At 71.5% G+C, this 25,832-nt stretch carries 23 protein-coding genes; 21 read left to right on the top strand and 2 right to left on the bottom strand.

What is annotated here, in order from left to right; genetic code table 11:
* Positions 1-174 precede the first annotated feature (174 nt).
* The 3 genes from OG896_RS13505 to OG896_RS13515 all read left to right on the top strand — a co-directional run bounded on the left by OG896_RS13505 (position 175) and on the right by OG896_RS13515 (position 3,247).
* Complete coding sequence (locus tag OG896_RS13505) at positions 175-1,830, top strand: fumarate hydratase (protein ID WP_329365356.1); 1,656 nt, start codon at positions 175-177, stop codon at positions 1,828-1,830.
* 359 nt (positions 1,831-2,189) lie between these two features.
* Positions 2,190-3,026 (top strand): helix-turn-helix domain-containing protein, encoded by an 837-nt coding sequence (locus tag OG896_RS13510; protein WP_329365358.1) that lies wholly within the window; start codon positions 2,190-2,192, stop codon positions 3,024-3,026.
* The gene (locus OG896_RS13515) at positions 3,023-3,247 is read left to right on the top strand and encodes a DUF397 domain-containing protein (RefSeq protein WP_329365359.1); all 225 of its coding nucleotides are present in this window, start codon (positions 3,023-3,025) and stop codon (positions 3,245-3,247) included. Before OG896_RS13510 ends, OG896_RS13515 begins: the two co-directional genes overlap by 4 nt.
* Before the next feature lie 44 nt (positions 3,248-3,291).
* On the opposite strand, the gene OG896_RS13520 is transcribed toward OG896_RS13515, so the two are convergent.
* The gene (locus tag OG896_RS13520; protein WP_329365361.1) at positions 3,292-4,296 is read right to left on the bottom strand and encodes an Lrp/AsnC family transcriptional regulator; all 1,005 of its coding nucleotides are present in this window, start codon (positions 4,294-4,296) and stop codon (positions 3,292-3,294) included.
* A gap of 172 nt (positions 4,297-4,468) precedes the next feature.
* On the opposite strand from OG896_RS13520, the gene OG896_RS13525 reads away from it, so the two are divergent.
* From OG896_RS13525 to OG896_RS13555, 7 genes are all read left to right on the top strand, one after another.
* Positions 4,469-6,025 carry an amidase gene (locus OG896_RS13525; protein ID WP_329365363.1) on the top strand — a complete coding sequence of 519 codons (1,557 nt, stop codon included), beginning with the start codon at positions 4,469-4,471 and terminating at the stop codon, positions 6,023-6,025.
* Between the two features lie 321 nt (positions 6,026-6,346).
* A complete protein-coding gene (locus tag OG896_RS13530) occupies positions 6,347-7,777 on the top strand; it encodes an MFS transporter (RefSeq protein WP_329365365.1) in 1,431 nt (476 codons plus the stop codon).
* 79 nt (positions 7,778-7,856) lie between these two features.
* On the top strand, positions 7,857-9,104 hold the full coding sequence (locus OG896_RS13535; protein WP_329365367.1) for an amidohydrolase family protein: 1,248 nt from the start codon (positions 7,857-7,859) through the stop codon (positions 9,102-9,104).
* Between the two features lie 182 nt (positions 9,105-9,286).
* Positions 9,287-9,499, top strand: coding sequence for a hypothetical protein (locus OG896_RS13540; RefSeq protein ID WP_329365369.1), 213 nt, complete (start codon positions 9,287-9,289; stop codon positions 9,497-9,499).
* Complete coding sequence (locus OG896_RS13545) at positions 9,483-10,004, top strand: DUF6879 family protein (RefSeq protein ID WP_329365371.1); 522 nt, start codon at positions 9,483-9,485, stop codon at positions 10,002-10,004. The genes OG896_RS13540 and OG896_RS13545 overlap by 17 nt, the downstream gene beginning before the upstream one ends.
* Positions 9,994-10,827, top strand: a complete 834-nt coding sequence (locus tag OG896_RS13550; RefSeq protein ID WP_329365374.1) for a helix-turn-helix domain-containing protein — start codon at positions 9,994-9,996, stop codon at positions 10,825-10,827. Before OG896_RS13545 ends, OG896_RS13550 begins: the two co-directional genes overlap by 11 nt.
* Positions 10,828-11,095: 268 nt before the next feature.
* Positions 11,096-12,271 (top strand): methyltransferase domain-containing protein, encoded by a 1,176-nt coding sequence (locus OG896_RS13555; protein ID WP_329365376.1) that lies wholly within the window; start codon positions 11,096-11,098, stop codon positions 12,269-12,271.
* A 40-nt stretch (positions 12,272-12,311) separates the two neighbouring features.
* Here OG896_RS13555 and OG896_RS13560 read toward each other — a convergent pair whose 3' ends face one another.
* On the bottom strand, positions 12,312-12,710 hold the full coding sequence (locus OG896_RS13560) for a YybH family protein (protein WP_329365378.1): 399 nt from the start codon (positions 12,708-12,710) through the stop codon (positions 12,312-12,314).
* A gap of 140 nt (positions 12,711-12,850) precedes the next feature.
* On the opposite strand from OG896_RS13560, the gene OG896_RS13565 reads away from it, so the two are divergent.
* The 11 genes from OG896_RS13565 (at position 12,851) to OG896_RS13615 (ending at position 25,789) form a co-directional block, all read left to right on the top strand.
* Positions 12,851-13,249: a hypothetical protein gene (locus tag OG896_RS13565; RefSeq protein ID WP_329365380.1), complete on the top strand. Its 399-nt coding sequence runs from the start codon at positions 12,851-12,853 to the stop codon at positions 13,247-13,249.
* Between the two features lie 235 nt (positions 13,250-13,484).
* Positions 13,485-14,882 (top strand): class II fumarate hydratase, encoded by a 1,398-nt coding sequence (locus OG896_RS13570; protein ID WP_443057027.1) that lies wholly within the window; start codon positions 13,485-13,487, stop codon positions 14,880-14,882.
* Between the two features lie 23 nt (positions 14,883-14,905).
* Positions 14,906-15,592, top strand: coding sequence for a cytidylyl-2-hydroxypropylphosphonate hydrolase (gene fomD / locus OG896_RS13575; protein WP_329365381.1), 687 nt, complete (start codon positions 14,906-14,908; stop codon positions 15,590-15,592).
* 304 nt (positions 15,593-15,896) lie between these two features.
* Entirely contained in the window at positions 15,897-16,595 is a 699-nt protein-coding gene (locus tag OG896_RS13580; RefSeq protein WP_443057028.1) for a class I SAM-dependent DNA methyltransferase, read from the top strand.
* Positions 16,596-16,662: 67 nt separating this feature from the next.
* Complete coding sequence (locus OG896_RS13585; protein WP_329365383.1) at positions 16,663-18,876, top strand: SpoIIE family protein phosphatase; 2,214 nt, start codon at positions 16,663-16,665, stop codon at positions 18,874-18,876.
* Between the two features lie 201 nt (positions 18,877-19,077).
* Positions 19,078-20,535: a catalase gene (locus OG896_RS13590; RefSeq protein ID WP_329365385.1), complete on the top strand. Its 1,458-nt coding sequence runs from the start codon at positions 19,078-19,080 to the stop codon at positions 20,533-20,535.
* Positions 20,536-20,764: 229 nt separating this feature from the next.
* Positions 20,765-21,709, top strand: coding sequence for an SPFH domain-containing protein (locus OG896_RS13595; RefSeq protein ID WP_329365386.1), 945 nt, complete (start codon positions 20,765-20,767; stop codon positions 21,707-21,709).
* A gap of 15 nt (positions 21,710-21,724) precedes the next feature.
* A complete protein-coding gene (locus OG896_RS13600; protein WP_329365388.1) occupies positions 21,725-21,952 on the top strand; it encodes a toxin-antitoxin system HicB family antitoxin in 228 nt (75 codons plus the stop codon).
* A 98-nt stretch (positions 21,953-22,050) separates the two neighbouring features.
* Positions 22,051-22,575, top strand: a complete 525-nt coding sequence (locus OG896_RS13605; protein ID WP_329365390.1) for a PadR family transcriptional regulator — start codon at positions 22,051-22,053, stop codon at positions 22,573-22,575.
* A gap of 59 nt (positions 22,576-22,634) precedes the next feature.
* The gene (locus OG896_RS13610) at positions 22,635-23,303 is read left to right on the top strand and encodes an ABC transporter ATP-binding protein (protein WP_329373965.1); all 669 of its coding nucleotides are present in this window, start codon (positions 22,635-22,637) and stop codon (positions 23,301-23,303) included.
* The gene (locus tag OG896_RS13615; RefSeq protein ID WP_329365392.1) at positions 23,300-25,789 is read left to right on the top strand and encodes an ABC transporter permease; all 2,490 of its coding nucleotides are present in this window, start codon (positions 23,300-23,302) and stop codon (positions 25,787-25,789) included. Before OG896_RS13610 ends, OG896_RS13615 begins: the two co-directional genes overlap by 4 nt.
* The last annotated feature ends 43 nt before the right edge of the window (positions 25,790-25,832 follow it).

Below are 25,832 nucleotides of genomic sequence, written 5' to 3' on the forward strand. Positions count from 1 at the left end.
GGAAATCGGCCCGCACCGGCTTCGGCGAGGGCGCCCCGTACCACCTCGGCCAGGGCCCCGCGACGCCCGGCGGGCCCTCCGCCGGGGGACCCGGCCCCGCGGCGGAGGCGGGGTGCGGGGGAATTACTCTGAATATGCTTCAGCGTCGACGCAGCCGAGTGAGGATTGCCGCATATGCCCGAGTTCACCTATACGGATCTGCTTCCGCTCGGTGCGGACCCCACTTCGTACCGCCTGGTCACCGCCGAAGGCGTCAGCACGTTCGAGGCGGACGGCCGCACCTTCCTGAAGGTGGAGCCCGAGGCGCTGCGGCGCCTGGCCGCCGAGGCCATGCACGACATCTCGCACTACCTGCGCCCGACCCACCTCGCCCAGCTCCGCCGCATCCTCGACGACCCGCAGGCCAGCCCGAACGACCGCTTCGTCGCCCTGGACCTGCTGAAGAACGCGAACATCGCGGCGGCCGGCGTGCTCCCGATGTGCCAGGACACCGGCACCGCGATCGTGATGGGCAAGCGCGGCCAGCAGGTGCTGACCGAGGGCGGCGACGAGGAAGCGCTCTCCCGCGGCATCTACGACGCGTACACCAAGCTGAACCTGCGCTACTCCCAGATGGCCCCGCTGACCATGTGGGAGGAGAAGAACACCGGCTCCAACCTGCCCGCCCAGATCGAGCTGTACGCCACCGACGGCGGCGCGTACAAGTTCCTGTTCATGGCGAAGGGCGGTGGCAGCGCCAACAAGTCCTTCCTCTACCAGGAGACGAAGGCGGTGCTGAACGAGGCGTCGATGATGCGCTTCCTGGAGGAGAAGATCCGCTCGCTGGGTACGGCCGCCTGCCCGCCGTACCACCTGGCGATCGTGGTCGGCGGCACCAGCGCGGAGTTCGCGCTGAAGACGGCGAAGTACGCCTCCGCGCACTACCTCGACGAGCTGCCCGCCGAAGGGTCCCCGGCCGGGCACGGCTTCCGGGACAAGGAGCTGGAGCAGCAGGTCTTCGAGCTGACCCAGAAGATCGGGATCGGGGCGCAGTTCGGCGGGAAGTACTTCTGCCACGACGTGCGCGTGGTGCGGCTGCCGCGGCACGGCGCGTCCTGCCCGGTGGCGATCGCGGTGTCCTGCTCCGCCGACCGCCAGGCGCTCGCGAAGATCACCGCGGAGGGTGTCTTCCTGGAGCAGTTGGAGACCGACCCGGCGCGCTTCCTGCCGGAGACCACCGACGAGCACCTCGACGACGACGTGGTCCGCATCGACCTCAACCGGCCGATGGACGAGATCCGCGCCGAGTTGACCAAGTACCCGGTCAAGACCCGGCTTTCGCTCTCCGGGCCGCTGGTCGTCGCGCGCGACATCGCGCACGCCAAGATCAAGGAACGGCTGGACGCGGGCGAGGAGATGCCGCAGTACCTGCGCGACCACGCCGTCTACTACGCGGGCCCCGCGAAGACCCCCGAGGGATACGCCTCCGGGTCCTTCGGGCCCACCACGGCCGGCCGCATGGACGCGTACGTCGAGCAGTTCCAGGCCGCCGGCGGCTCGTTCGTCATGCTCGCCAAGGGCAACCGCTCCCAGCAGGTCACCGACGCGTGTGCCGCGCACGGCGGTTTCTACCTCGGCTCCATCGGCGGCCCCGCGGCCCGCCTCGCTCAGGACTGCATCAAGAAGGTCGACGTCCTCGAATACGCGGAACTCGGGATGGAGGCCGTCTGGAAGATCGAGGTCGAGGACTTCCCGGCGTTCGTCGTCGTCGACGACAAGGGCAACGACTTCTTCCAGGACCCCGCCCCCTCCCCCACCTTCACCTCCATCCCCGTCCGCCCGGGCGCCTGACGCCTTTCCCCCGCTTCCCCGCTCGACCGCTTCCCCGCTCGACCTCGGCCCCCGTCCCCCGGCTCACCCCGGAGGGCGGGGGCCGCGGCATGTCCAGGCGGTGTGGGAGGACATGACGAGGTGTCGGGGAGGCATGACGGAGCGGCGGATATCGAACGTTAGCTCGAAAGAGCTAATTGCGTTCGTTTTCCTTCCCTGCGGGCTCGATCGGCCCATAAGCTCTCAAATGCGGAGGGAATCGGACGATCGTCCTTCCGAGGTCGGCCCGTCTCGGTCAGCTTTGCGGGGACGGCCCTGGCCGACCAGGGGTGAACTGGTTCCGAACGGTTCGGAACCATCGACGTTTCGGGGGTGCCGAAGTGACGGACATTCAGGAGAAGGACCGGTGGCAGCAAGGCCGGAAGGACGGCGCGGCGTATCTGGGCCAGGAGGTCAGATTCGCCCGGGAGCACCTGGGATTGACGCAGCAGCAGCTCGCCGAGCAGACGGGGTACGAACGGCCTTACGTGACCCGGGTGGAGAGCGGGCAGCTCCTCGCGTCGGAGCAGTTCGTGAAGGCGTGCGACCGCATCTTCGGGACGTCGGGCTTCTTCACGCGGTTACGGGAGCGGGTGACCGAGCGCGGCCACGCGGGTTGGTTCGTGCCGTACGTGAAGCTGGAGCAGGGCGCGAAGGAGATCTGCGACTACTCAAGCACCTTACTGATGGGCATGTTGCAGACTCCGGAGTACGCGGAGGCGACCTTCCGCGCGGCCAACCCCCGCGAGGACGACGGGCAGATCGAGACGCGGGTCGAGGCGAGGCGGCAGCGGTACCGCGTGATGGAGGGCAAGCGGCCACCGCTGCTGTGGGTGATCCTGCACGAGGCGGTGCTGCGCACGGAGGTCGGCGGACGGGCCGTGATGGCCGCGCAGTTGGAGCACCTGGTGCTGCGGGCGGCGAACCCGAACATCACCGTGCAGGTCCTGCCCTTCTCGGCGGGAGCCCCGACATCTTCCGCGCCCTTTATCCTACTGTCGTCATGGGACGGGACGCGGGTGGTGTACTCCGAGACCCGCAACGCGGGACATGTGGACGAGTCCGCGGAGGCGGTGGAGAGCGCCAGGACGGCGTACGACCGGCTCCGCGCCGCGGCCGCGTCCCCGCAGGACTCGTTGTCCCTCATCCGAAGCATCGCGGAGGAGCACACCAGATGAGCCACACCCCCGACCCCACCGGCACCGCCTGGATCAAGAGCAGCTACAGCGGCGGCGAGGGCGGCAACTGCGTCGAGTGGGCGCCCTCCCGCCTCGCCGTGCAGGGCACCGTCCCCGTCCGCGACTCCAAGAACCCCCACGGTCCCGCTCTCGCCTTCACGCCCACCGCCTGGACCGCGTTCATCACCGCGATACGCACCGGCGAACTCCCCAGCGTCTGACCGCGGCTGACGCGCCACCGCGATCGTGAGCGCGCGGCCGGCTGTCACTCCAGGAGGTTGATGGGCACGAACCCGATCGCGCGGCCGTCCGGGTCCAGCAGGCGTCCCATCAGCTTGACCGCACGCAGCGCGACCGCACGGTCGACTATGCGCAGATGCGGCAGGGTGGTGGCGAGGCGCACCTCCAGGGCCTGGGCGTCGACCAGGGAGGCGACCCAGACCGTCGCGATCAGGTTCTGCGGCCCGGCCAGCCCCAGGCACTGCCTGATCTCCGGGAGCTTGGCCAGCTCGCGCGCGGTGGCGTCCAGGTGCTCGGCGGGCGCGGAGCCGAAGAAGGTCACCGCGACCGGTGAACCGGACAGCGAGCGGGCCAGGTCGCAGCGGAGCACCAGCCGGCCCGATTCCAGCAGCCGGTTCAGCCGGCGGCTCGCCGTGTTCACCGACACGTCGAGCTCCGCGGCCAGCTCGCTCAGCGACATCCGGCCGTTCTCCCCTATCGCCGTGACGAGCTCGGCGTACTCGGGCAGCGGCTGCCCGTCCCCCAGGGCCGACCGGCGGGAAGCGGCCAGCACCTCCTGCTGCGAGCGGCTCAGACTGGTCAGCCGCCACACGCTGCCCTCCGTGTAGCTGCGGGTGACCAGGTGCGCCCGGGTCGCCGTGATCCCGGGGATCGTGCCGAGCCGGTCCACGATGTAGCCCGACAGCGCGCCGAAACTGGTGGCCATCGCGGTGACCAGCAGGTCGCGACCGCCCGCCGCGTGCTCCACGGTCACCGCGTGCGGGTCCGCCGACAGCAGTTCCGCCACCGCTCCGGCCTGCCCGGGCGCGCAGTCGATCTCGATCAGCGCGCCGGCGCCGGAACCGCCGTACGGGTAGGCCGTCACCCAGGCGTGCCCGGCCGCCCGCAGCCGCTCCCACCGCCGGGCCACGGTCGCGGCATCCACGTCCAGCGCCTTGGCCAGGTCGATCCAGGGCGCGCGTGGATTGATCTGCAGGGCGTTGACCAGGGCGAGGTCCAGCTCGCTGAGCGAGGGCAGGTTTTCAGCCATGAAGGAGTCCTTTGGGGTCCGTGCCCCCGGGGCGCTGTGGGAAAAAACCGGATTCAGCCTTGGCATCTGACAGAAACATGCAATCCGGGGCCGCTTTCTGATCGGAGACTAGCATCGCCGTACTTCACCGAATCCAGTGAATCCAGCCACATCCCCAGCCCCGAGGTGCCGCGTGCCGCAGCCTTTCGCCACCCTCGCCGAGGCCGCCTCGGCTCTGCAGTCGGGCACCGTCGGCAGCCGTGAACTCGTCGAGTCCGCGCTCGCCGACGCCGAACTGCTCGATCCGCTGCTCGGTGTGTACGTGACGCGCTTCCCGGAACAGGCGCTCGCGGCCGCCGACGCCGCCGACCGTGTCCCGGCGGGTGAGCGCGGCGCCCTGCACGGGCTGCCGCTCGCCGTCAAGGACAACCTCGCCACCGTCGAGGGGTCGCCCACCGCGCAGAGCCCCGTCCACGACCCGCTCTGGTGGCGCGGGTGCGACGCGCCGGCCGTCGCCCGGCTGCGCGCGGCGGGAGCGGTGGTCCTCGGGAAGACCACCATGGTCGAGTACGCCATGGGCCGCCCCGACCCCGCCCATCCGTTCCCGGTGCCCCGCAACCCGTGGGACCCGGAGCGGTGGACCGGCGGATCGAGCACCGGCAACGGCGCGGGCATCGCCGCCGGGCTCTTCCTGGGAGCCCTCGGCAGCGACACGGCCGGCAGCGTGCGGTTGCCCGCCGCGCTCTGCGGCGCCACCGGCCTGAAGACCACCTCCGGGCTGCTGCCCAACGACGGCTGCGTGCCGCTCAGCCCCTCCCAGGACGTACTGGGCCCGATGGCGGTCAGCGCCCGCGACTGCGGGCTCCTGCTGGACGCGATGACCGGGCAGGCGCCGCGCACGCCCACCGCCGAAGGAGTGCGCGGGCTGCGCGTGGGCGTCCCGTTCGGGCTGCTCGACGGGCCGGCGATCACGCCGCCGTGCCGCGCCGCGTTCCAGGACGCGCTGCGGACACTGCGCGAACTCGGCGCCGAGGTACGGGAGTTCGAGCTTCCGGAGTTCGGCGCGCTGCTCGCCGTCAACGCGGTCACCATGCTCGCCGAGGCGTTCGCCGTCCACGGCGAGCGGCTCGCCGCCGACTGGGACGGGCACGGCCGGGGCTTTCGCCGGCTGGCCGCCGCCGGGGCGCTCCTGCCGGCCCACGTCTACCTGCGCGTCCAGCACAACCGCGAACGGCTCACCGCGCTGCTGCTGGAGCGGATGGACGGACCCGGAGGTGTGGACCTGATCGCCACCCCGACCTGGCCCGCGAGCGCGCGCCCGTACACCCAGGAGACCGCGCCCGGTGACGAGCTCAACCTCACCGCGGTGTGGAACCCCACCGGCTTCCCGGCCCTCGCGCTGCCCATGGGCGCCGACCCGGCCGGGCTCCCGCTCTCCCTCCAACTGGTCGCTCGTCGCGGCGGCGAGCACACCCTGATCGCCGCGGGCGAGGCCTTCCAGTCCGCCACCACCTGGCATCTGCGCCGGGCCGCGCCGGACCCACGGCAACGGCCCGCCCCGCTCCGGGACCCGGAGCACACCCGGCCGGAACCCGTGCCCGCCGCGCCACCCGCGCGCGCACCCGGCGACGGCGACGGTGCCGAGGCCGCGCTGGCCGCGCTCGGCATCACCGCGGGACCGGCCGACCTGGCCGTGATCAGGGCCGTGTCCCGCATGCTCAACGACGCCGGCCGGCAGCCGGCCGCCTGACCCCGGCCACCCCAGTACCGCCTCCTGACCGCGGCCACTCCAGTACCTGCCACTCCGGAACCGACCGGCCGACCCCGGCCACCCCCGGTCACCCAGCACCGCCCGCCGACCCCGGCCACCCCCGGTCACCCCGGTCACCCAGCGCCGCCCGCCGACCCCGGCCGCTCCAACACCTGCACCTGCACCTGCCGCTCCAGCACCGGCCCGCCGATCCCGGCCACCCGGAAAGCGGCGCCCCCGGCTCCGCCCGAAACCCCGAAACCCTCACCTCACCCTCTGCCGTGTCGCCTGCGCGCGCGGCCGTGCCCAAGTGGAGAACCCATGTTGCGTACCCAGCCCACCGCGGGCGCCGACGCTCCCGGCCTCGACGGCGCCCGTGTCGCCGCGGTCGTGGGTTTCCTGGTCTTCGTCGAGCTGACCAGCGGCATCATCCAGGGCATGATGCCGGCCCTGCTGCCGGAACTCGGCTCCGTACTGCACGTCAGCGCGGGCGACCTCAACTGGGTCAACGCGGCGCAGCTCCTCGCCGCCGCGGTCTCCGTGCCGCTGTTCGGCCGCCTCGGGGACATGTACGGCCATAGACGGCTGCTCCGTATCGCCGTCCTGTGCCTCGCCGCCGGCTCGGTCCTGGTCGCCCTGTCGCCCTCGTTCGAGGTGCTGCTGGTCGGCCGGGTCCTGCAAGGCCCGCTCGCCGCGCTGCTGCCGCTGGAGATCGGCCTGGTCCGGGACCGGCTGGACACCGCGGGCGGCCGCAGCGCCATCGCCATGCTCGTCGGCGCGCTGACCTTCGGCGCCAGCGCCGGCATGGTCGTCGCCGGACTGCTGCGGCAGGCCATCTCCTCCGTGCACGGCGTGCTGTGGATTCCGGCCGCCGTCACCGTCCTGTGCGCCGGAGTCGTCTTCTTCCTCGTGCCCGAGTCGAAGGTGCGCGCCCAGGGCAAGGTCGACTGGGTCGGCGCCGGACTCCTCAGCGTCGGACTCGCCACCCTGCTGCTCGGCATCTCCCAGGGCCCCAAGTGGGGCTGGACCGACACGTACACCATGACGCTGTTCGCCGTCGCCGCCCTCACGCTGGTCGCCTGGGTGCTGGTCGAACTCCGCGTCGCCGAACCGATCGTCGACATCCGGCTCTCCGTGCGGCGCACCCTGTTCCCCGTGTACGCGGCGAGCTTCCTGCTCGGCATCGCGCTCTTCGGCGCCCAGACCGCCGCGGTCCTCTTCGTCTCCTCCCCCGGTGACAAGCTCGGCTACGGATTCGGGTACGACGCCCTGGGGATCGCGTGGCTGATGCTGCCGTCCGGTGTGATGGCCTTCGTCGCCTCGCTGTTCGCCTCCCGGCTCTTCAAACTCCTCGGCGGCCGCGCTGTCCTCGCCGTCAGCGGAGTCCTCATGGCGATCGGCTACGTCTTCCTGATCGAGGCCCACGACAAGCCCTGGCAGTTCGTCGTGGTGAACATCATCAACGGCCTGGGCGTCGGCCTGGCGCTCAGCGCGATGCCGGTCCTGATCGTCGAGTCCAGTCCGCAGGAGCGCACCTCCATCGCCACCGGCATCTACAACACCGCCAAGACCGTGGGCGGTTCGGTCGCCGGAGCGATCTTCGCGGCCATCCTCACCGCCATCACCTTCAAGGGCACCGAGATCCCGACCATCCACGCCTACACCACCGTGTGGTGGTGCTGCGCCGGTGTCTCGATCCTCGTCGCGGTCTCCGCGACGGTCGTGGCCCGCCCCCGGTCATCCGTCGACTGACCCGCTGACCCGCTGACCCGCTGCCTGACTGCCCCACCGACCCGCCCTCGCGCGCCCACTCCAGGGAAGGAACCCCAGCATGCCCGCCCCCTCCACCTCCGTACTCCTGCACAACGGCCTGCTCATCGACGGCACCGGGGGTGAGCCGGTACGCGACGGAGCGGTGCTCGTCCAGGACGGGCTCGTCCGGTGGGCGGGCCCGACCGGGGAGTGCTCCGTCCCGGCCGGCACCCGGCGCATCGACGTACGCGGCGACGCGATCCTTCCGGGCTTCATCGACTGCCACGTCCACATGGCCGCCCCCGGGACCTCGGCGCTGAGCCACGCCGAACTCGCCACCATGCCGCACACCCTGCTCACCTTCCTGTCCGGGCCGCGGATGAAGCAGACGCTCGAAGCCGGCGTCACCACCGCGCGGGACCTCGGCGGCGCCGACGCCGGACACCGGCGGGCGGTCGAATCCGGTCTGCTGGTCGGCCCCCGGCTGCTGGTCGCGGTCTCCATGCTCAGCCCGACCGGCGGCCATGGCGACTTCCGGGCCGGCAACGACAGCCGCCCCAGCGCCAACGGCATGGCGCGGCTCGCCGACGGAATCGCCGAGTGCCGCAACGCGGTACGGGAGGTGCTGCGGCAGGGCGCCGACTGCGTCAAGATCGCGGCGACCGGCGGCGTGTGGAGCCCGACCGACCAGCCCGACGACGACGGTTTCCTGGAGGACGAGATCCGCACCATCACGCAGATCGCCGCCGGCCACCGGGGAAAGAAGGTCGCCGCCCACGCCCAGGGCCGCGACGGGATACTCAACGCCGTCCGCGGCGGCGTCGCCAGCATCGAGCACGGCTACGAGATCGACGACGAGGCCATCGACCTGATGCTGGCGCAGGGCACCTTCCTCGTCCCGACCCTCAGCACCGCCAACACCGACCCGGACCCGGCGAAGGCCGCGCCCTGGGCGTACGCGAAGAAGAAGCACTGGCAGGAGGTCGCGCGCCGGCACATCCCGCGCGCCATCGAGCGCGGGGTGCGGGTCGCGATGGGCACCGACTGCGGCATCGCCGAGCACGGCACCAACCTGCGGGAACTCGGGTACCTGGTGGAGTGCGGCATGACCCCGATGGGCGCGGTGCTGGCCGGGACCAGCGAGGCGGCCGAACTCCTCGGACGCGCGGGCGAGATCGGCACCCTGGAACCCGGAAAGCGCGCCGACATCGTGATCGCCCGCGGCAACCCGCTCGAGGACATCGGCTCCCTCGGCGACCCCGCGAACGTCCTGCTGGTCATGAAGGACGGCGTCACCTACAAGGACACCGACACCCTCACCGCCTGACCCGACCCGCCCCATGCGCCCGGCCCGAGCCCCGCGAAGCCCGGCGGCTTCCGGGCCGGGCCTCGGTGAAGATCAACTACCCGACAACGCGAATATCGACAGTGCCGCATGGACGGCCTCGGTCCGCTTCTCCTACTGTTCTGGATATCGACCCAACCGGGTTCTGCGACAGGGGGTTTGGCATGGCGCGCGAGGAACTCACCCGCCTCACCGGCACCGGCACCGGCACCGGCGAGTGCAGTCAGAATGACTGTCCCAACGTCTACCGGACCGTCAACGGCTCGTTCGTCGTCCAAGGCGCTCTGACGGACGTGTTCACCCCTGCGGCCGGCGAGGGCCTGGTCGAGATCCCGGAAAGCGTTCTGAGGGAGGCCGTTCGTGCTCTTGGATGGTGAAGCCTGGGACGCCAGGTTCCGTGACTTCCGCTTCGAGGCGTGGCGGCTCGAAACCCTACCGGTGTACAACGTCGCGCAGGAGGAGGCCGAGATCAGCGCCTTCCTCGCCGGTGCGCGCATCGATCCCCACACCCATACGAACGAGTACACGGAGGATCTGCGGAGGGTCCGCCGCGAGGGCAGGACGAAAGGACGCGTGCACATCGTCACGCGACCGCTCTCCGTCTATCTGCGGTACGAGTTCATGTACTACCTGCCACATGTGTGGGCCGGCGAGGACATCCGCATCATGGATGTGACGGGTCGTCCTGATCCGCTGGCCGGAGTGCAGGACTTCTGGATGTTCGACAGGTCGGAAGTCGTCCTCATGAACTACGCGCCCGACGGGACGCAGATCAACCGCGAAGTCCATACGGGAGACGTGGCACCCTTCGTCGAGTACCAGCGCGTCGCACTGGCCGAGGCGGTGCCCTTCGAGGAGTACGTGAAGGGCCTTGACGTTTGATCCCGGAGGGCTGACCCAGTCCAGGTACGACCTGGCCGAAACGCTCAGAGAACTACGCAAGCGAGCCGGGCTGTCCCAAGTCCGGCTCGCTCGCCGTTGCCATCTCTCCCAGACGAAGATCAGCAATATCGAGGGCGCAAAGCTCACCCCCAGTCCGGTGGACGTAGACCTGATCCTCAGGGCGTTGGACGCGTCCCCGGATCTCGTGGACCGGATCACCGCTCTTGCCCGAATTGCCAACTCCGAATGGCAGGACATCTGGTCGCAGCGGCGAACCGGCCTGGAGAAGAAGCAGAACGAACTGGCCGCGCTTGAGCAATCCACCACGGAGTTCCGCTACTTCCTCCTCTCCATGATAACCGGGCTGCTTGCCACCCCCGAATACGTACGAGCCAGCCTCGCCCACGTTCCAGGCGACCACAGCAAGGCGATCGCCAAGAAGCTGGAACGGCAGGCCGTTCTGCACGATCCCACCAAGCAGTTCACCTTCGTCCTGACGGAACAGGCGGTCCGCTGGCCCTTCCTGCCCGCCTCAGCGATGGCCGCGCAGATCGACCGTCTGGCATCCCTCAGCCTCCGGCCGAACATACGACTGGGCGTCATCCCCTTGGAGCGCCACATGCCTGTGGCGCCACTGAATACGTTCACGATTTACGATGCCCGGATAGCAACCGTGGAAACGGTGACCGGCGCGATGATCTTCCGCGACCATCGCGATGTATCCGTCTACCAGGGCGAGTTCGGCGCGTACACCGAGTATGCGTTCTTCGGCGAGCGGGCGAGGAAACGCCTTTCCGAGTGGGCCGGCGGATTCCGCTCATGATCTTTACCCGAACACGGAAATACCGTCGAGAAAACCTGCTCCGGACTTCTACCGTGGACGAGCGACCAAGGCGGGACGGCCCGAGCAACGGGACCGCTTCCGCGTTCACCTGACCGACAGACGAAGGAGTGGTGAAGGTGGAAAACAGCATGACGATTGCCACCGCCGGCGACGGGGGCGATGGGCACCCGGGGACGCCGTGGACGCCGCCGGAGGAGCCGCCGAGTCCGGACGGGACGACGCCGCCCGGGGACGGAACGCACCGCAAGTGACTGCGGTGGAAGGCGCGCGAGGCCGGTCCGCGGCGGGCCGGCCGTTGCCCGCGTGGCGCGGCGACGAGTTGGCACCCGGGTGGAAGGACGCCTTCCGGGCGGTGCCGCGTTCGGCGTTCCTGCCGGACCTGATGTGGCCGTACGACATGGCCGAACGCAGGGCCGTACCCGTCGTGCGCACGCAGGACCCGGCGGCGTGGCGGGCGTTCGCCGACGCGGACGTGCCCGTCGTCACGCAGTGGGACGACGGGGAGCACGAAGGGACCGCACCAGGGCGCGTGTCCACCTCCTCCGCTTCGATGCCGTCGGTCGTGGCAGCCATGCTCGGCGACCTGCAAGTGGCCGACGGCAACACCGTGTTGGAGGTCGGCACCGGCACGGGGTGGAACGCCGCGCTGCTGTCCCACCGGCTCGGCGACGCGCACGTGACGACCGTCGAGGTGGACCCGGACGTGGCGGCAACAGCCCGGGGCACCCTGGAGCGCGCCGGGTTCCGCCCCGCCGTGATCAGCGGCGACGGGTTCGCCGGGCACCCGGCGCGGGCACCGTACGACCGGATCATCGCGACCTGCGGGGTGCGCGAGATCCCGTACGCGTGGGTGGAGCAGACGGCGCCGGGCGGGGTGATCGTCGCCCCGTGGGGCACCCGCTTCGGCAACGCCGACGCCGTGGTCCGGCTGGAGGTCGCGGACGGGGCGGCCTCGGGGCGTTTCACCCGCCGGGTGGAGTTCATGAAGATGCGCGCCCAGCGGACGGCCCTCCGGCACGGCGACCGCGTCCCACCGGAGGGCACCGACCTGGCCGACCCGTCCACCACGACCCTCACGGAGGAGGACCTGCTCGGCGACGGCTCCGGCACCGTCCCCTTCGTCCTCGGGCTACGGGTGCCCGGCTGCGTCCAGGCCGCCGCCGAGAAGCGCGGCGACACCCGCCCCGTCTGGTTCTACGGCCTGGCTGACCCCTCCTGGGCGGTCGTCGTCTTCCGCGACGGTCAACTGGCCTCGCCGGTCTGGCAGTTCGGCCCCCGCCGGCTGTGGGACGAGGTCGAGTCCGCCGTCCATTGGTGGCGCTCCCGGGACCACCTGACCATCGACCGCTTCGGCCTGACGGTCACGCCGCACGGTTCGCACGTGTGGCTCGACACGGCGGACCGCCCCGTCGCGGAGCAGTGACCCGGAAGGACCGCGCCGCATCCGTAGGGCGGCGGCACACTCACGCGCTCAGGTGCTCGTGGAGGATCTTCCACTCGCCATCGCGTCTGACGATCAGGTTGGTGCCCCGGCCCTGACCGGATCGGGAGCGGCCGTCAACCGTTCCGGTCCAGCGGAACCGGTAGCGGCAGACGGCGTGTTCGGCGCCGAGAACAAGCCATTCGAGGTCGCGGATCTCGTAGTTCTCGTCCTGGATGGCGTCGAAGGTCCGCTGGATCGCCGTCGCGATCTCGGGGACGCCGTGGAAGGAGCCGTCGGTGAACCAGTAGACGGCGTCCTCCGCGATCATCGGCAGCACGCGGTCGATCCGATGGCTGTTGTTGGCCCGTTCGTATCGCCTCAGGAAGGCCGTGAGTCGGGCTTCGAGGGCGGGCGCGGAGCCCGGAGTGGGTGGTTGCACGTTTCGCATATTCGCTCAAACGAGCGAATCATGCACGGTTCCTCTTCCCTGGCGCACCGGTTCGCACATACGCTCGGAAATGTGGAGGTAAGCGGGCGAAGGAGTCGGAGAGATCGATGGTGTTGGAGGTGCGTGGGCGGATGAACGGTCAGCAGGGAGAGGTCGGCGAGATGCTGCGTGGGGTCCTGATCGGGGAGAGCCTTCGGGTCGGGTCGGCGCTCGACGGCGTGCCCTTGCAGGTGTCGACGGTGCGGCGGATCGCGGTGACCGGTGCGGCCGAGGGGCAGCCGACCCAGTGGACGCTGCTGGACTTCCGCGCCCCGGAAGCGGAAGCGGAGCGGCTGGCCGCGGCGCTGGCCGACTGCCTCGCGCCGAGCGGGGGTTGGTACGTCAACTACAACACCGCGGCCGACGCGTTCGTAGTCTTCGCCGGCCGCGTGTTCCGCTACCCGCGCGGCGACCCGGCGGGACGCGCCGAGGTCGCCGCCTACGGCCGAGGCATCGGCATACCGGAATCCCAACTCGACTGGGAGGACTGAGTTCCGCCCGTTCGCGCAGCGCACCCCTGGCGGCGGCCGGGGCAGGGCGGAATGCACATGCACGCCAGAGAGCGGGGTGATCCATTGCACGACGGGACCACGACGGGAGCGCGCCGGAGGCACGCCAGCGGGAGGACGGCGGCACGCTGAAGGCACCCGGAGACCACTGCCGGGCTTGGCCGCGCACGGGCGCGTCCGGGGGAACAAAGGCAGGGGGCGAGGCACTGTAGGAGGTATGGACGACGGTATGGACGACTTCCGGGTCGAGCACGACTCGATGGGCGAGGTGCGGGTTCCCGCGGCGGCGAAGTGGGGCGCGCAGACCCAGCGCGCCGTGGAGAACTTCCCGATCTCAGGGCAGCGGATCAGCCGCGCGCACATCCAGGCACTGGCCCGGATCAAGGCCGCGGCAGCGAAGGTGAACGCCGAGCTGGGCGTGATCGACGCCGACATGGCGGCGGCCATCACCTCGGCGGCGGACGAGGTCGCCGCGGGGACGTGGGACGCGGAGTTCCCGATCGACGTGTTCCAGACCGGCTCGGGCACGTCGTCCAACATGAACACGAACGAGGTGATCGCCGCGCTGGCCACCGAGCGGCTGGGCCGCAAGGTGCACCCGAACGACCATGTGAACGCCTCCCAGTCGTCCAACGACGTGTTCCCGTCCTCGATCCACATCGCGGCGACCGCGGCGGTGACCGGCGACCTGGTGCCGGCGCTGACCCGGTTGGCGGAGTCCCTGGAGGCGAAGTCGGCGGAGTTCGCGGGCGTGGTGAAGGCGGGCCGCACCCACCTGATGGACGCCACGCCGGTGACGCTGGGGCAGGAGTTCGGCGGGTACGCCGCGCAGGTGCGGTACGGCGTCGAGCGGCTGGAGGCGTCGCTGCCGCGCCTGGCGGAGCTGCCGCTGGGCGGCACCGCGGTGGGGACGGGGATCAACACGCCGCCCGGGTTCCCGGCCGCGGTGATCGCGGAGGTCGCCCGGGCGACCGGCCTGCCGCTGACCGAGGCGCGCGACCACTTCGAGGCCCAGGGCGCCCGGGACGGCATCGTGGAGGCGTCCGGCCAGTTGCGGACGATCGCCGTGGGGCTGACGAAGATCGCCAACGACCTGCGGTGGATGGCCTCGGGCCCGCGCACCGGGCTGTCCGAGATCAGCCTGCCCGACCTCCAGCCGGGCTCGTCGATCATGCCGGGCAAGGTCAACCCGGTGGTCCCGGAGGCCGTGCTGATGGTGGCCGCGCAGGTGATCGGCAACGACACGGCGATCACCGTCGCGGGCGCCGCGGGCAACTTCGAGCTGAACGTGATGCTCCCGGTGATCGCCCGCAACGTCCTGGAGTCGGTACGGCTGCTGGCGAACGTCTCGCGGCTGCTCGCGGACCGCACGATCGACGGCATCACGGCGCACCCGGAGCGGGCCCGGGAGTACGCCGAGTCCTCGCCGTCCGTGGTCACCCCGCTGAACCGCTACATCGGCTACGAGGAAGCCGCGAAGGTGGCGAAGAAGTCGCTGGCGGAGCGGAAGACGATCCGGCAGGTGGTGATCGAGGAGGGGTACGTGGAGCGCGGCGAGCTCTCCGAGGCGCAGCTCGACGAGGCGCTGGACGTGCTGCGAATGACCCACCCGTAACACGCCTTCCGTAAACTCTGTTCATGACAGCCGACCTCGACACCACGCAACCGGACGGATCGAACGCGCCGCGGCCGGGCCGCTGGGCCCCTGGTGACCATGTGCTGTGGCGCTACCGCGGCAACGGCACGGACGAGGTGCACATCTGCCGCCCGGTGACAGTGGTGCGCGACGAGCCGGACCTGCTCGTGGTGTGGCTGGCGGCGGGCACCCGCTGCATCAAGCCGGTGCTCGCCGACGGCACTCCGCTGTACCAGGAGCCGCTGGCCACCCGGTACACCAAGCCCCGCACCCGGGTGGTGGAGGAGTGGTTCGGCTCGGGAGTGCTGAAGCTGGCCCGGCCGGGTCAACCCTGGTCGGTGTGGCTGTTCTGGGAGCAGGACTGGCAGTTCAGAAGCTGGTACGTGAATCTGGAGGAGCCGCTCAACCGCTGGTCCGCGGGGGTGGACTCGCAAGACCACTTCCTCGACATCTCGGTCCACCCGGACCGCAACTGGTACTGGCGGGACGAGGACGAGTTCGCGCAGGCGCAGGCCGACGGGCTGATGCCGGCCGAGCTGGCCGCCCGGGTCCGGCAGGCCGGCCGGGAAGCGGTGCGCGCGATCAGGGCCTGGGACCCGCCCTTCCGCGACCGCTGGCAGGACTGGCGGCCCGACCCGTCATGGCCGGTGCCCGAGTTGCCGTCCGACTGGGACCGCCCCGCGGTGTGAGCCCGGAAGCAGGGAGCGCGGGACCAGCGAAGACGGGGGGCGCGCGCGCAGGTCCGGGCGCCGGTCATGATCCCCTTGGCGCGCCCCGGGCCGTCAACCGTAGGATCGTCCACCGGAAGCCTGCGCAATTGCCCGGCACGGCCTAGAGTTTGACGCCACGTCACGGGGGTACAAACGAGTGCCGCTCCTGTGCATATGCCAAACAACGCCCCACCGGACCCACCCTTCCCGTCACCGCTTCACCCCGGTCCCATTCCAGCCCCGTCCGTCACACCAGTCACAGCAGCCAGGGAGGCCCTGAGCAGTGGATACCGACGGTTACGAGCCCGTTGGCACGCCGTCCGACAACCCCGCGGCGGCGTCGGGGCGGGACCGTACCGGCCAGGCCGAGGCGTTCGACGCCATCGGCGACCGGTACGACGAGGCGTTCCCGCACAAGGACGGCCAGATCACCGCGGGCAGCTGGCTCATCGCCGAGCTGCCGTCCGGCGCCCGGGTGCTCGATCTCGGGTGCGGGACCGGCCTGCCGACCGCCCGGCAGTTCGTCGAGGCCGGCATGCGGGTGACGGGAGTGGACCTGTCCGCCGGCATGCTGGCCAGAGCCCGGTCGAACGTCCCCGAGGCGGAGTTCGTCCAGGCGGACGTGGCGGACCTGGTCGACGGCGGGCCGCTGGCCACCGGCGGCTTCTCCGCGATCGCGGCGTTCTTCACCCTGCTGATGCTGCCCAGGGCCGAGATCCCGGCCACGCTGACCGCCGTCCGCGAACTGCTGGAGCCCGGCGGTCTGCTGGCGCTCGGCATGGTCGAGGCGGACGTGGACGACGTACCGATCCCTTTCCTCGGGCACACCGTGCGGGTTTCGGGGTACCTGAAGGACGAGCTGCGCGAGATCGTGGTGGACGCGGGCTTCGAGGTGATCAAGGAGATGTCGTACACGTACGCGCCGGCGAGCACCGACGTGCCGCCGGAGGAGCAGATCTTCCTCTACTGCCGACGCGCCTGACCCAGACCAGGCCCGAGCCCCGCCTCGCGCTGGCCGCGGCGGAGCACCGACGGATGGACCCACTCGCGTGACCACGGACCCGCCCCGCCCACCCCGGCCGCACACCGTGCCGTCCCCGCAGGACCCGCGCGGCAGCTTCGGCGTGCGCGAATCGGCGCCGCCGGCCCAGGACGACACGACCGCGGCGCCGAGCGCCGCCGGGTCCGAGGCGCACGACCACGACCACGCGGGGCACCCGCCCGCCGCCCGCGCGCACGACGAGCAGACCACCGAGCCCGCCGCGCCCACCCGGCCCGGGGCGTACAGTGCACGGCGGAGCGATGGTGCCCCGGCGGCCGGGCAGCACCGCGCGGAAACGGCGCCGGGCGAGGCGCGCGGCGGGGCCCAGCCCGAGGGGCCCGCGCAGTCCCCCGCCCCGGCGCACGACACGGGATGGGTGCCGGCAGTGACGGAGGGGAGCGAGGCGTTGAGCTCGTTTGTGAGCACACCGCCGCGGGGCACGCCGCTGGACGCGGCCGGCCACACCGCGGCCGGGCACACCGCGGACGAGGACTCGGTGGGCATGCGCATCCCGATGCCGGTGCAGACCGGCCCCGAGGCGGACCGGCTGCGGTACGTCGGCGCGGCCACCCGGCGGATCGCCCGCGGCCTCGACCTGGACGAGATCCTGCTCGGGCTGTGCCGCTCGGCGGTGCCCGCGTTCGCCGACGCGATCCTGGTCTACCTGCGCGAGCCGCTCCCGGTCGGCGACGAGCGCCCCTCGGGTCCGCTGCGGCTGCGGCTGCGCCGGGCCGACGGCGGCCTGGAGGGTCCCGGCGACACCCCGGACATGCCGGTCGGCGAGCTGCCGGCGCTGGAGACCCCGTCCGGCGGCGCCCCCGAGACCATCGGGGTGCTGCTCGACGGTCCGCTCGCCGAGGTGCTGCGCGGGGTGCGCCCGGTCTTCGCGGACTCGCCGCGGGCCGCGGACGCCCTCGCCGAACTCCTCGGCAACCCCCCGGGCCCGCTGCCGGTCGGCCGTCGCGCGCTGCTGGCCCCGCTGCGCGGCCGCCGCCGGGTGATCGGCGCCGCGGTGCTGCTGCGCCGCGCGGACCGGCCGCCGTTCGAGTCCGACGACCTGCTGGTCGCCGCCCAACTCGCCACGCACACCGCGCTCGGCGTCGACAAGGCGGTGCTCTACGGCCGCGAGGCGTACATCGCCGACGCCCTCCAGCGCGAGATGCTGCCGGACTCGCTGCCGCAGCCGACCGGTGTGCAGCTCGCCAGCCGCTACCTGCCGGCCGCCGAGTCCGCGCGGGTCGGCGGCGACTGGTACGACGCGATCCCGCTGCCCGGCAGCCGGGTCGCGCTGGTGGTCGGCGACGTGATGGGCCACTCCATGACCTCGGCGGCGATCATGGGCCAACTGCGCACCACCGTGCAGACCCTCGCCGGGCTGGACCTCGCCCCGCAGGAGGTGCTCTACCACCTCGACGAGCAGGCCCAGCGGCTCGGCCAGGACCGGATGGCCACCTGCGTCTACGCCGTGTACGACCCGATCGCGCACCGCCTGGTGGTGGCCAACGCCGGTCACCCGCCGCCCGTACTGCTGCACGCCGACGGTCTCGCCGAGGTGCTGCGGGTGCCTCCGGGCGCCCCGATCGGCGTCGGCGGCGTGCCGTTCGAGGCCGTGGAGCTGCCCGCGCCCGCCGGGGCCACGCTGCTGCTCTACACCGACGGCCTGGTGGAGTCCCGCACCCGCGACGTCTGGGGCGGCATCGAGTTGCTCCGCGAGCGGCTGCACGACGCCGCCACCGTGGTCTCCCCGCCGCCCCTGGAGCCGCTGTGCGACGAGGTGCTGGAGATCCTCGGCCCCGGTGACCGCGACGACGACATCGCGCTGCTCGCGGCCCGGTTCGCCGGGATCGCGCCGAGCGACGTCGCGTACTGGTTCCTGGAGCCGCAGGCCCAGACCGCGGGACGCGCCCGCCGGCTGGTCCGCCAGGCGCTGATGCGCTGGGGCCTGGACGACCAGGTCGACGCCGCCGAGCTGCTGGTCAGCGAGATCGTCACCAACGCGGTGCGGTACGCGGAACGCCCGGTCACCTTGCGGCTGCTGCGCACCGACGTGCTGCGCTGCGAGGTCGGCGACGATGCCCCGCTGCTCCCCCGGATGCGGCACGCCGCTCCCGAGGAGGAGGGCGGCCGCGGCCTCTACCTCGTCAACCGCATGGCCCAGCGCTGGGGCGCCACCCGTCTGGGCGCCGGCAAGGTCGTCTGGTTCGAGCTCCCGCTGCCCTGATTGCCGGCCTTCACCTCCGGGGGCTCAGTGCCCGCATTCCGGCGCGACCCACTTCGCGGGGGAGCCGTCACCGCCGTGGCCTGAGCGCCCTGAGCCGGCATGCCGCGCGGAATGTTCGGTGCGAGGGTGGGTAGCGGACCGCGAGACGATGACCGGTGTCCTGATGCGGCATCGGCCCAGGAGGACCCGGAAGGACACTCCATGAGCACGTCGAACATCCCGCCCACCACCGACAACGCCGGCATCCCGGTGGAGAGCGACGAGCACTCGCTGACCGTCGGACCCGACGGCGCGATCCTGCTGCAGGACCACTACCTGATCGAGAAGATGGCCCAGTTCAACCGGGAACGGGTCCCGGAGCGGGTGGTGCACGCCAAGGGCAGCGGGGCGTACGGCCGGTTCGAGGTGACCAACGACGTCAGCCAGTTCACCAAGGCCGACCTGTTCCAGCCGGGCCGCTCCACCCGGATGCTGGCCCGGTTCTCGACGGTCGCCGGTGAGCAGGGCAGCCCCGACACCTGGCGCGACCCGCGCGGCTTCGCGTTGAAGTTCTACACCGAGCACGGCAACTACGACCTGGTCGGCAACAACACCCCGGTGTTCTTCGTCCGGGACACGATCAAGTTCCAGGACTTCATCCGCAGCCAGAAGCGCCGCCCCGACAACGGCCTGCGCGACAACGACATGCAGTGGGACTTCTGGACGCTCTCCCCGGAGTCCGCGCACCAGGTGACCTGGCTGATGGGGGACCGCGGCATCCCGAAGACCTACCGGAACATGAACGGCTACGGCTCGCACACCTACATGTGGATCAACGGCGCCGGCCAGAAGTTCTGGGTGAAGTACCACTTCAAGACCGACCAGGGCATCGACTTCCTCACCCAGTCCGACGCGGACGCGATGGCCGGGCAGAACGCGGACTTCCACCGGCAGGACCTGTACGAGGCGATCGAGCGGGGCGACCACCCGTCGTGGACGCTGCGGGTGCAGGTCATGCCGTTCGAGGACGCGGCGGACTACCGGTTCAACCCGTTCGACCTGACGAAGGTGTGGCCGCATGGCGACTACCCGCTGATCGAGGTCGGCCGGATGACGCTGGACACCAACCCGGAGGACTACTTCATCCACATCGAGCAGGCGGCGTTCGAACCGTCGAGCATGGTGCCGGGGATCGGCCCCTCCCCCGACAAGATGCTGCTCGGGCGGCTGTTCTCCTACCCGGACACGCACCGCTACCGGATCGGCCCGAACTACCAGCAGCTCCCGCCGAACCGCCCGCACGTGCCGGTGCACTCCTACGCCAAGGACGGCCCGATGCGGTTCGAGCCGGCCAGGACCGGGGCACCGTATGCGCCGAACTCCTACGGCGGGCCGGCCGCGTCCGCGCAGGCGTACGGGGACATCGCCGGGTGGCAGTCGGCCGGTGAGATGGTGCGGGAGGCGTACACGCCGCACAGCGAGGACGACGACTTCGGGCAGCCGGGCACGCTGGTGCGCGAGGTGCTGGACGACGCGGCGCGCGACCGGCTGGTCGGCAATGTCGCCGGGCATCTGTCCGACGGGGTCAGCGCGCCCGTCCTGGAACGCGCCTTCGCGTACTGGCGCAGCATCGACCAGACCGTCGGCGACCGGATCGCCCAGGCCGTCAAGACCCGTTGACCAGCAAGACCGGCTGACCGCCAGAACCCGCCGACCGTCAGGATCGGCCCAGGATCGGTCCGTTCTCGCCTGGACCCACCGTAAGAGCGCAGCCCCGGAACACGTGTCCCCCCCGTGCTCCGGGGCTGCATCGCGTGCCGGCCCCGGCCATGCCTTAACCGTGACCGCCTCGCGTTTTTATGATATCACTTAGATAAGTGCAGGGAATCACAAGAACGGGGTGGATCTCATGTCCGAGCAACCACAGGGGACGGCTCCGGCCGAGCAGAGCGACGTCCCGGAGATGCCGGCGCCGAGAGTGTCCGAGCGTCGGGCGGCGGGGATGCCGGGGCTGCCGTTCCTGCTGATCGCGCTGCTGGTGATAGCGGCCGGGGTGGCACTGACGGTGGTCGGCGCCAGGGCGGGCGGCGGGACGGCGGTCGCGCTGGTGACGGTCGGCATCGTGGTGGCCGTGGTGGCCTTCGTGCTGCTCTTCGGGCTGACCCAGGTCGCGCCGGGGCAGGCGCGGGTGTGCCAGCTGTTCGGGCGCTACCAGGGGACGATCCGGCAGGACGGCCTGCGCTGGGTGAACCCGTTCACCAGCCGGCGCCGGGTCTCCACGCGGCTGCGCAACCAGGAGACGGCCGTCCTGAAGGTCAACGACGCGTACGGCAACCCGATCGAGCTGGCCGCGGTCGTGGTGTGGCAGGTCAAGGACACCGCGCAGGCGGTCTTCGAGGTCGACGACTTCGTGCGGTTCGTGTCGATCCAGACCGACACCGCGGTACGGCACATCGCGACGCGCTACCCGTACGACAGCCATGACACCGACGGGCTGTCGCTGCGCGAGAACAGCGAGGAGATCACCGAGCGGCTCTCCACGGAGATCGCCGCACGGGTGGCGTCGGCGGGGGTGCGGATCATCGAGTCGCGGTTCACGCACCTCGCCTACGCCGCCGAGATCGCCTCGGCGATGCTGCAGCGGCAGCAGGCGGGGGCGATCGTGGCGGCCCGGCAGACCATCGTGGACGGCGCGGTGGGCATGGTCGAGTCGGCGCTGTCGCGGATCGCCGAGCAGGACATCGTGATCCTGGACGAGGAGCGGAAGGCGTCCATGGTCAGCAACCTGCTGGTCGTGCTCTGCGGCGAGCGGGCGGCCCAGCCGGTGCTGAACACCGGCACGCTCTACCAGTAAGGCGGACCGCAGCCAGTGACCGAACCCAGCCGCCCCTCCCGCAAGCAGGTGCTCCTCAGGCTCGACCCGGCCGTCCACGACGCGCTCGCCGCGTGGGCGGCGGGCGAGTTGCGCAGCACGAACGCGCAGATCGAGTACCTGCTCCGGCGGGCACTGACCGAGGCGGGCCGGATGCCGCCGGCCGCCCGGCCGATCCCGCGCCGCGGGCGCCCGGCGAAGGAGCCGCCAACCGACCCCCGTTGAGACCATAGAACCGCCCTTACCTGCGGAAACACCCGAGCCGAAGAGTTATGCACAGTGGGTATACACGTGATGTATACCCATGGTGTAGTCTGCTCGGCATGTCAATCGGCCAGACCCTGCTCGGACTCCTGGAGTCCGGGCCGCGCCACGGTTACGACCTCAAGCGCGCCTTCGACGAACGCTTCGGACACGATCGGCCGCTCGCCTACGGCCAGGTCTACTCCACGATGGCCAGGCTGCTGAAGAACGGCCTGGTCGAGGTGGACGGCATAGAGCCCGGCGGCGGCCCGGAACGCAAGCGGTACGCCATCACCGACGCCGGGATCACCGACGTGGCCGACTGGCTCGCCCAACCGGAGAAGCCCGAGCCCTACCTCCAGACGACCCTCTACACCAAGGTCGTCCTGGCCCTGCTGACCGGCAGGTCCGCCGTGGACCTGCTGGACACCCAGCGCGCCGAACACCTGCGGCTGATGCGCGAGCTGACCCGTCGCAAGAAGGACGGCGACCTCGCCGACCAGCTCATCTGCGACCACGCCCTGTTCCACCTGGAAGCCGACCTGCGGTGGCTGGAACTGACCGCGGCCCGACTGGACCAACTCGCCGCGGAGGTTGCCAAGTGAGCGCTGGAGAAGCCGACAACCGTCCGGGCACCCATGACCAGGGCGCCTCGACCGAACCGCTGCTGCGGGCGATCGCGATACGCAAGGCGTACGGACCCACCGCCGCCCTCGACGGGGCGGACCTGACCATCCGCGCCGGCGAGGTCGTCGCGGTGATGGGCCCGTCCGGGTCCGGCAAGTCGACGCTGCTGCACTGCCTCGCCGGCATCGTGCGGCCCGATTCCGGCGAGGTCCGCTATCGCGGGCAGGAGCTGTCGGCGATGTCCGACGGGGAGCGCAGCGCGCTGCGCCGCACCGACTTCGGCTTCGTCTTCCAGTTCGGCCAGCTCGTCCCCGAGTTGACCTGCCTGGAGAACGTGGCGATGCCGATGCGGCTGAGCGGCGTCAAGCGCCGCGTCGCGGAGGAGAAGGCGGCCCAGTGGCTGGAGCGGCTGGAGGTCTCCGACGTCTCCGGCAAGCGGCCCGGCGAGGTCTCCGGCGGGCAGGGTCAGCGGGTCGCGGTCGCCCGCGCCCTGGTCGACGACCCCCGGGTGGTCTTCGCGGACGAGCCGACCGGCGCGCTGGACTCGCTCAACGGCGAGCGCGTGATGCGGCTGCTCACCGACGCCGCCCACGACACCGGCGCGGCCGTCGTCCTGGTCACCCACGAACCCCGGGTGGCCGCGTACTCCGACCGGGAGATCGTCGTGCGGGACGGGAAGTCGCGCGACATGGAACGGGTGTCATGAGCACCCAGCACGGAAGCGCGCGGTTCGAGCCGTTCGCCGGCTTCGACGCGACCGGCGGCGGCCCGCGCAGCCCGGGACGCTCAGGAGACCCAGGACACCCGGGGCGCCCGCCCGAGCACTCCGCCGACCTGCGCACATGGCTGCGCGACCTCGCGCTCGGCGCGCGCTTCGCGATCAGCGGCGGGCGCGAGGGGTGGACCCGCACCATGCTCACCGCGGTCGGGGTGGGGCTCGGGGTGGCACTGCTGCTGCTGACCGCGGCGGTACCGGCGATGATGCAGACCCGCAGCGAGAAGGAGAACGCCCGCCAGCCCGCCAACGCCACCTACGTCGCCCATCCCACCGCCGACAGCCTGCTGCGGGCGGACGCCCAGACGACGTACCGCGACCACGACATCGGCGGGGCCCTGGTGCACCCGGAGGGCGCGGAGGCGCAACTGCCGCCCGGCCTGACCCGCTGGCCCGGCAACGGGCAGATGGTGGTGTCGCCCGCGCTGAAGAAGCTGCTGGCGTCCGCGCCGCTGCTGCGCGAGCGCCTGCCGTACACGATCACCGGCACCATCGGGAAGGCCGGGATCACCGGCCCGGCGGAGTTGTACTACTACGCCGGCAGCGACCAGTTGGTCCCCCACGACTCCCGCTACCTGGTCGGCAACGCCGACCGGATCACCGGCTTCGGCCTCGCCGACCAGTCGGAGCCGCTCGGCCCGACGCTCGAACTGCTGCTGGTCATCGTCCTGGTGGTGCTGCTGCTGCCGGTCGCGGTGTTCATCGGCACCGCGGTGCGCCTCGGCGGTGAGCGCCGGGACCGGCGGCTGGCCGCGCTGCGGCTGGTCGGCGCGGACATCCGGATGACCCACCGGATCGCGGCCGGCGAGGCGGTGTTCGGGGCGCTGTTCGGGCTGCTCTTCGGCGGGGCGCTGTTCCTGATCGGCAGACAGCTCGCCTCGAAGATCAGCGTCATGTCGATCTCCGCGTTCTCCTCGGACCTGACGCCGAACCCGGCGCTGACCGTACTGATCGTGCTCGCCGTGCCGATCGCGTCGATCGCGGTGACCCTGGCCAGCCTGCGCGGCACCACGATCGAGCCGCTGGGCGTCGTACGGCACGCCGTCGGCCGGCGCCGCCGGCTGTGGTGGCGACTGCTGCTGCCCGCGGTCGGACTGGCCCTGCTGGTACCGCTGTTCGGCAAGGTCCATGGGGGCTCGGGGATCAACGAGTACCAGGTCGCGACCGGCGCCGTCCTGCTGCTCTTCGGGGTGACCGCGGTGCTGCCGTGGCTGGTGGAGGCCGTCGTGGGGCGGCTGCGCGGCGGGCCGATCGCCTGGCAGCTGGCCACCCGCAGGCTCCAGCTCAGCAGCAGCGCGTCTGCCCGGATGGTGAGCGGGGTGACCATCGCCGTCGCCGGCGCGATCGCGCTCCAGATGCTCTTCAACGGCGTCAGCGGCGACTACGTCCGGTCCACCGGCGCCGACACCAACCGCGCCCAGGCCGCCGTCAACGGCATGGTCGCGAGCGGCGCGCAGCTCGACGCGGACGCGAAGTCCATCGCCGCCGCGCAGGGCGTCAAGCAGGTCTACGGCTACGTGCACGGCGACGCCACCGGGCCGGACGCGAGCAAACTCCCCAGGAACGACGAGACGCAGTACCCCGACCTGGCGATCAGCGTCGGCGACTGCACCGCGCTCCGGCAGATGGCGCGGATCACCACCTGCCGGCCCGGCAGCGTGTTCCTGGTGCCGCCGGGCGACGGCACCGACAGCGACTACCAGAAGTACGCCAGGCCCGGCGGGAAGCTCGACCTCAACACACCGGACGGCAACGCCTACAGCGGCAAGCCCCGGCTGTGGCAGATCCCGGCCACCGCGGTCAGCGTGCACTCACGCGCGGACGCCACGGGCGCGCACACGTGGGGCGTGCTCGCCACTCCGGAGGCGATCGACAGCTCGTCGCTCAAGTACCTGGACGGGCAGCTGGCGGTCGTGCTCGACCCGGACCAGCCCGACGCGATCGAAAGGGCGCGCAACGCCGTGGCCCGCCTCGGTGTCGACATGTCCATCTACACCCTGTATGACACGCGGACGAAGGCCAGCTTCACGCAGATCCACCGCGGTCTGCTCGCCGGGGCGGTCTTCACCATGGGGCTGATAGGCGCGGGGTTGCTGGTGACGATGCTGGAGCAACTGCGCGAGCGCAAGAAGCTGCTCGCGGTGCTGGTCGCGTTCGGCACCCGGCGCTCGGTGCTGGCGTGGTCGGTGCTGTGGCAGGCGGCGGTGCCGGTGGTGCTGGGGCTGGTGCTCGCCGTCGCGGCCGGCATCGGGTTCGGCGCGGCGCTGCTCGCGATGGTGGAGCGGCCCTTCCACACCGACTGGGTCAGCGTCGCCACGATGACCGGGGTCGGGGCGGGGGTCATCTTCGCGGTGACGCTGCTCAGCATGCCGCCGCTGTGGCGGCTGATGCGGGCGGACGGGCTCCGCACGGAGTAGGGCGCGTCCCGACGGGGCGCGTGGTGGGGGGTCGGAATTCCCT

It is taken from the genome of Streptomyces sp. NBC_00669, from assembly GCF_036226785.1.
In the GTDB taxonomy this organism is placed as follows: Bacteria; Actinomycetota; Actinomycetes; order Streptomycetales; family Streptomycetaceae; genus Actinacidiphila.